This is a genomic window from Adlercreutzia sp. CNCM I-6215 (assembly GCF_977072315.1).
The window spans coordinates 135,468-142,912 of sequence record NZ_CDRVMA010000008.1; the positions used below are offsets into that span (position 1 = coordinate 135,468).

Annotated in this window: 5 protein-coding genes; 2 read left to right on the top strand and 3 right to left on the bottom strand. The window is 56.8% G+C overall.

Annotation, left to right across the window (positions count from 1 at the left end):
• Positions 1-3: 3 nt before the first annotated feature.
• The 3 genes from ACW4LP_RS07860 to ACW4LP_RS07870 are packed head-to-tail and all read right to left on the bottom strand — an operon-like array spanning position 4 to position 4,000.
• The gene (locus tag ACW4LP_RS07860) at positions 4-1,629 is read right to left on the bottom strand and encodes a heparinase II/III domain-containing protein (RefSeq protein WP_417003666.1); all 1,626 of its coding nucleotides are present in this window, start codon (positions 1,627-1,629) and stop codon (positions 4-6) included.
• Positions 1,626-2,873 carry a glycosyltransferase family 4 protein gene (locus tag ACW4LP_RS07865; RefSeq protein WP_417003665.1) on the bottom strand — a complete coding sequence of 416 codons (1,248 nt, stop codon included), beginning with the start codon at positions 2,871-2,873 and terminating at the stop codon, positions 1,626-1,628. The genes ACW4LP_RS07860 and ACW4LP_RS07865 overlap by 4 nt, the downstream gene beginning before the upstream one ends.
• Positions 2,874-2,896: 23 nt before the next feature.
• Positions 2,897-4,000 (bottom strand): YveK family protein, encoded by a 1,104-nt coding sequence (locus ACW4LP_RS07870; RefSeq protein WP_417003664.1) that lies wholly within the window; start codon positions 3,998-4,000, stop codon positions 2,897-2,899.
• Positions 4,001-4,322: 322 nt separating this feature from the next.
• Between ACW4LP_RS07870 and ACW4LP_RS07875 the strand changes: the two genes are divergently transcribed.
• Positions 4,323-5,630 carry a hypothetical protein gene (locus ACW4LP_RS07875; RefSeq protein WP_417003663.1) on the top strand — a complete coding sequence of 436 codons (1,308 nt, stop codon included), beginning with the start codon at positions 4,323-4,325 and terminating at the stop codon, positions 5,628-5,630.
• On the top strand, positions 5,627-6,928 hold the full coding sequence (locus ACW4LP_RS07880) for an oligosaccharide flippase family protein (RefSeq protein ID WP_417003662.1): 1,302 nt from the start codon (positions 5,627-5,629) through the stop codon (positions 6,926-6,928). Before ACW4LP_RS07875 ends, ACW4LP_RS07880 begins: the two co-directional genes overlap by 4 nt.
• The last annotated feature ends 517 nt before the right edge of the window (positions 6,929-7,445 follow it).

The window sequence follows — 7,445 nt, forward strand, 5'->3', positions numbered from 1 at the left end:
CTTCTATCCGAAACATTCCTCGGGAACCGGCAGGAAATACTCGACTAGGCCCACACCCCGAACCTGGTGCTGGTGGCAAGTTCGAGCGCCACCAAACTCCGGGGCATAACGCGACTCGGCAGAATCGACACCTTCCGCGAACGCAAAGGGCTCAGCCACGTGCACCGTCGAAACAAGGGGGATGTTCTTCTCGGAGGTCGAGTCCCTCACAAGCACTCCTTCGGGGAAAAACTCGATACGTCGCGTAATAGGCCTCCCCCGATGGTCGACCATAGTCGCTTCAAGTTCGTTCTCCGTCCGCGACCAGCCCGTCATGCTGGCCATGCGGGCCATGCGAAACGATGCCCAGCACTCAGATTGCTCGCAGTCCTCGAAACGCGGGGCGTTGTGCGCATCGGTATTCTTGTAGCGAAGACGGGAGGGGTCTTGGTAGGCAAATGTCCCGCAGTTCACCACCCAAGGGCGGCCGTTGTAGAACAATTCGAAAGACAGCATGTCGCAATGGGCGTGGCCGAGCGCGTAGGCAGGTCCGGGAGCGCCCACATCGATGATGGCCTTAACCTGGGCATTACCCATAGAACGTTCGAAGATACAGTAGCCACTCTCGGAAAGCTCGGCTGTAAACGAGGGCTCTACCCCGAAATGGCGCTCCGCGCATCGCAAGAGGGATACGGCGCTCTTCGATACATTGTCGCCGGAATCATTGAAAAGGGGGGTTCTCTCAATTCCCCTTTCCAACGAGTACAGGCAGTCGACCATGGATTTCAACGAACAATGCAGCTTGGCATAGGCTTCGGAATCGCAGGCGCGGACAACGCCCGCGACCCGCATGAGACATTCCAGCATGATCTTCTGGTACATGGGAGACAGCTCGAAGTGCATGCCATCCGAAAGGATCTGCTCGCCAATTTGCTCAACAAAACGAGATACGGTGAGGTGGAGCGTCTCAGCGTCATCGAAGTAGGCGGCAAGCAATATCATAGCCTTGAGATTCTCCAAGTAGTGATTCGCCAAAATGTCCTTTTCGAGATGGACGGACAGATGGCAATACTGCTCGTACAGGGAGTCGTTGAATTTCCGCAGAAACGGCTCGTCCCCGTCGATGGCGTCGCGCGCCTCGCCATAGAAGGCCAGCCAGTTTGCCACCCGCATGGAGATGACGTAGGGATCCCAAGGCGCTCCCCCCGCCGAGCGAGGATGAACAGAGATCCACGACGAGATGATGTCCTTGCCGCCCTCGACGTATTTATCACTCCCTGCGCCACACGCAGCCTTTGCCAGCGGAAGGACGAACTCGCAGTAATGCAAGTTGAATTTCCAAAGAGCGCTCATTTCCTCGCAAAGCCACGGCTTCCCCCAGTCGATGCTGACCCCGCAGTTCAAAAGCTCAATACGACCTCGAACGATATCGTCAGGCGAAAAGCGCTTCAGAAAGACCGTGTCGAAATCGAGCTCTTGCAGCAGCGGAATGCGGCCAATGTCGGCACAGGACGGATCGCCCTTGACGCGATGGCCTCGGCGCAGGGGAGTGGTGCCGCCCAACCTACGCCAAAGACGATAGACAACTTGGCTCGGCTTGAGATGGGAGACAGTGCGCAGATACAGCTTTCCTTTCGACAAGAGACTCATGACACACCGCGCCCATCAGGATCGACACCGGCCGCATCGCTAAGAACATCGACCACCCGATCGGCAAGCACACGGCGGGAATAGCGCTCATCCATCAATGCGAGAGCCCGCTCCCCCATGGCGGTAAGCTCCGCTTCCCAATCTGGAGATCCGAAGAACTCGCTCAAAATCTGATCATTCTCGTCCGGGGTGCCCGTCAGAGTCACGCCCACTCTATTTTCACTCACCAGCCGACTGCACTCCCCCTCGGGACCTAGGAACAACACGGGGATGCCTCGGGCGAGAGACTGAAACACCTTCGAAGGAATAGTCGAAGCAAACTCCTCGGCCTTCCGGAGGCTCACGACGGTCATATCGCATGTAGCGTAATGCTTCTCGAGGTCGTCCTTGCTCATGCCGTGAAGGAGCTCGCAGAAAGGATAGCGATTCGTTCCGATCGTCTCCTCAATATCGCCGCGCGCAGCTCCCTCGCCGATGATGAGATACCGGGGCTCCCGACCGGCAACGCAAGCAGCCCGCGCAGCACATTCGATGGTACCGGGGATATCCTGGGACAGACCAAGCGTCCCGAAATAGCCGAAGCTCAAAACATCCGGCGAGACCGCCCTCGTCACTGGGCAAGGATCCGCACCGTTAGGCACAACGGAAATTTTTGACAAGGGAATGCCCTCACGCGCCAAAATGTCGCGAAAACCCTCAGTCAAAACGACAATCCGATCCCCTCTCTTTGCCAGGCTCAATTCAGCAGCTTTCATAAGCCGTACGCCTAGCCCCTCTCGACGTGAGCCCGTCGCCACCATCTGCTCGAAAGTGAGATCGCGAAATTCGACAACAAAAGGGAGCTTAAAGCGGCGAGCGCAGATAAACCCGAGCCACCCTGCGAAGACCGTGCCCGACGTGCCAAAGACCACATCAAAGGGGCCCTTGAAGTCCCTTTTCCGAAAAACAGCGTTCAAGGCCCCAAACCACAAGAACCCCAAGCCGTTCTGGATACGCCTCACAAAACTGGTAAGAGGGCGGGCCACGACACGGCTACGCAAGACGCGCACAGGGCCGCACCACTCCTCGCCCAGGGCATCCACCTCGTAGCCCTCGAAAACCTCGCCCTTGGGATAATGCGGCCAGCCCGTCAGCACGGTCACCTCATGACCTCGCGCGCACCAAGCTCGAGCATGATCAGATGCGCGGAAAGCCCCCGCGACGTTTTCGGGTTCGTAAAGCTGCGTCACGTAGAGTATTCTCATAGGAAACCTCGCGGCGGGCGTCGCTAATTGCCGAAGTAAATGATACCGACCACCTTAGAGCCGGCCAATCGTAGTTCATCAAGCACCTCAGCGAAACGTTCGAGAGCATCGCTCCATTGGCGTACACACACCACCGTCGCATCCGATTGGCGGGCGCACCACAAGGCCTCTGCGCTGGCAGTAACAGAGCCGCAGGGGTAGACCACGATTGCGTCTTGCTGAGCGCCGCATGGCCCCGTCTCCGCATTGTGGATACCGTCGGGAACCTCGACAGAAGCGTTCCGGCCTGTCGCGCGCACAGCCCGGACAAGACCCTCCGATACCGCCCGCACGTTCTCGTTGCCTGCGGACAATACGCAAATCGAACGCGGCTCCGATCCAGCAGCAAATTGGACATTCGCCCACAAGACCTCGGAGTTCTCCCTCTTGCCGCCTAAAACAGGCAGATCGCACACGGCCTCGATATCGCGACGACCCTTGATCGGTCTTTTGACAAAGCCGTAAAGGGCAATACCGCAAAGGCTCAGCAGAAGACCAACGACGAGCCCTAGAATAAGAAACTTGACAAGGGACGACCCCTGGGAGGACGCCTCCTGAGCTTCCTCGACATTGAACTCGCAAAATGCATAGGTATTTGGTGCCACCACGCTGTTGATGGCATCGATGCGATCATTGCCCAGCTCCTCAAACAGCTGGAGGTTGTCCGCATAGGCATGGAGCCGCTCTTCACCGTCGGCCGCCAGCTCCACATAAACGCCCTTGGCCTCGTCGGCTATCCGATGGGCGGCGGTATTTGCGGCGGTAATACTCTCCTTTGCATCGCCCGATACAGCAGTGAGAATATAGCACTGGCTCGTCGTAGGGGTAGCAGCCGCGCCCGTAATAGTCACGCCGTCGCCCGAGGTCTCACGCTCGACGGTAATACCTATAGCTTCCACGGTGGCCATCAGCTGGGCGGTTGTCACCTTTCCCGACGGATCCGTGGCAACCACCGTGGCCGTCGCCTTGTACACAGGCGCACTCCCCTTTAGGGAATAAAGGCCCATCCCAAGTGTGCAGGCCAGCACAATAGCAAGGGCGATACGCCAGCAGTGACGCACCATTCCGCACAGTTCGTAAAACGTCAACGTGTTCTCCTCGTCAAATCCCACCCGAGCACTGCGGGCCTCTCTGCCCCACCCGGATCAGGCGGATACCTCAGACGATATGCTAGTATAACAGCACACGCTGATCAGTAGGATGATTTGTATTTCTCAACATACACGACAAAACGAGGATTCTTTCCCCTACAATTGAGTTATGCGCCCATGGCGCTCAGAGCACACGGAGAAGATGAGGAGGAGGCACGCGTGAGGCATATTCATCCGAATCCCGCAGCTAAGCCCATCGTTCTTGCGGTAGCCTCGCATCGCAGCCCCGTAACACCGCCCAAGGCCAACAGGATGTGATTTGTTGACCTCGATTGCGCCCATACGTCAGAAGTGCCTTTATCCCAGCTTGCTTATCCTTGCACTGATCTCGCATACTGTTTACTATATCAACGTGCTCAATGGAACCTACGAGCAATGCCTCCCTCTGCTGGCTGCAGCCATTGCGGCCCTGACACTTGGTTATCTTCTCGGCTCCGTCACGTCACCCAACCGAATCGAGCGTCCCGAGCAGCACCGGCCACTCAACGCCCAAAGTGCCAATCGCATCAAGAACATCGCCTTCTGCTTTTTCCTTATTGGCGTCGCGGCTCACGTGGTGCACTACACAACGCATCCCTTAACAAGCTATTCAGCATCTTACGGAGCCAATCAAGGGTCGGGCTATGTCACTGCATTCTTTATTTTCTGGCCCCTCAGTATCATCCTTAACGAATTTCTCATAACTCGAGGATTCGGCGGCAAGAGCCTGAAGTGGGCTAGCCGTCTCAGCCTCATCCTGTTCTGTTTTACGTACTTCTTCCTGTTGATGAAGCGCCGTCAAATTCTCTTTCTCCTCATTGCCCTCGGCGCCATCTGGGGGCCGAGGCTCAAATCGCCTGCCAAGATCCTCGTCTACGCGGGAGGAGCGTTTCTCGTTCTGGGGTTCATGGTGTTCGGAAAAATACGCGGATATTACGACGTCCATGGCCTGGAATCGTCGATCACATACGCCATCGCGAACTTCACCCCCGAGTGGCTCTCTCTCGAGCAAACAGAGGGAAAGTTCATCTCGCGCACCCTAGACGATGTCTTTCGGTATGTGCGCACCTCCGGATACGACCCCTCGGTGTTGACTGGCGTCGCCACCTGCCTCATCCCGCGCTCGCTTCTTGGAGGCAGTAAACCTCTCGCCTTTCCCGAGTGGTACACTTCTCATTTCTATCCGGACAATTTCACCGCCGGAACCGGATACGCCGGCTCAATGGCGGCAGAACTTTTCCTTATCGGAGGGCTAGCTGTCGTCATCATCGGATATGCGATATTCGGCGTGCTCTGCGCGCGCATTCAGATACGTGGACGTCAATCGGACGACGCCATGGGATGCATCGTGTATGCAGTATTCGTCTATACCGTGCTCTTGCTCCCTCGCTATGATTTGGCTAGCCTTCTTATCGATCTCGTCTTTACCTATCTTCCCCTCATCTGGGCTGTTAGTTCATCTCTTCGAGAGGGCGACCCCCACAAAATACCGCAACGCAAAATGTTCGGGAAGCAGAAGGGCAACGCGAAGAGCCGGCAAAGCGTCAGTGCGACTCGTCGCATCGCCGAGAGCGATAGCATCTCATGAGCGCGCGACACGACAGCACTCCGCCCTCTTCACTGCAGGCAGGACGTCGAACTTTCCTAGGCAATACTGCGGCGCTTATGATCATGCAAGCGGTAAAATTCCTTTTTCCCCTAGTAACATTGCCCTATCTCGCTCGCGTGCTTGAGCCAGACGCCTATGCCGTAAGAGCCTACGTCGTATCGTATATGGTGTTCATCCAAACTTTGATAGATTTTGGATTCGCGCAATATGGCACCAAGCTGATCGCGGAAAACGCCCACGATCCTCAAGCCATGTCGTCCATTAGCACCGATGTGTTCATCGCCAAGCTGCTGCTAGCCCTCCTCGGAGCTGCCATCACGCTTGCTTCCGCTGCCTTCATCCCCATCCTCGGTGACAATCTGGCTTTTGTCGCCTTGTCTTTTGGAGCCATCGCCGCAAAGTCGCTTCTGCCCGACTTTGTCCTCCAGGGACTTGAGAACATGAAGGCAATCGCCGTTCGATTCTCCATCACTCAGGTAATTGCCGTCATCCTCATCTTCCTCTTTGTGAAGAAGCCGAGCCAGCTCAATTTGATAGCCGCCTTCGAGGGGATGGCCTCCGTCGTCGCCCTGGCCTGGACGGTAGCGTATCTTAAAGGAAACTACCGTATTGGAATCGGGCGGATCTCTGTGAGCAAAACGAGGAAGATCATCGCAGGCTCGACGCCTTTCTTCATCTCCCTTGCCGCATCAGCCCTTATGTCGAGTACGGTAACAGTGCTGATGGGTGTTTTCCAAACCGATGCACTCGTTATCTCTTGCTGGACCATCGCGACGACGGTCATCCAGGGAGTACAAGCCTTATGGCAGCCCGTGACGAGAAGCCTCTTCCCGCATATGGTCAAACGCCGCGACATCTCGCTGGTAAGAAAGCTACTGATCGTCGGAACCCCCATCGCCATCGCCATCGCCGCGGCCTGCCACTTTGCCGCCAGCTGGATCGTACTCGTAATGGGAGGCGAGGAATACGTCGCTGGCTCCTATATCCTCAGCTACGCGGTGCTCGTCCTCCCCTTCTCATACCCGATCGCTGTGATCGGGTATCCCATCACAGGTGCTATCGGACGAGCCTCTGAGCTGTCGGCGTGCATCGGCATTGCGGGAGGCGTGCAGCTCGTCTTTCTCGTCGCAGCCGGCCTCGCAGGCGCGTTCTCGGTAGAAGTAGCCCTTATCGCCCGCATTGGCTCAGAAGCGCTTTTGCTTGTGCTGGAGGCATTTGTTGCGCGCCGAACCATCAAACGTATTCACGGGACACAACCAATCGGCGAAACCAGCTAGAATCTACCAGCACTCAGCAGGGGATGGCATCCCAGCAACCATACTGCGTTTCCGCAAGAGACCTCCAATAATACGCAAGTGCCACGAAAAAGCGGCCATGCTATGGTGATGAGCGACTCCATGAGGCCAATCATGAGAAAGCACGCCACCGCAACGGCAAGCACTGCCGCGGGGGCAGTCGCGACAACAGCGATAAAGCGTCCTCATGGCGAGTAACAGAAGAGTTGCGCGCAGGACGAAGCCGATAATTCCCCCGCTCAGCCGCAGACACAAGAGGAAGCTGCGGGGAGGGGTCGCTGTACGGAATGCCCTGAGCCACGATGTTGAACTGAATCGAGGAACCGTACCCGACCAGCAGGTGCTTACCGGCCATAAGGCCCAGCACGCTGTCCCAAATAAAGGTGCGCCCCGCAAACGTTGAGTAGTAACCTCTCGCGGTACCATCGATCACCTGGCTTGGTACCGGCGATCAGCAAAAGGCGGTACCGCGAGTAGGCTGTCTCGGTACCGCTAATCA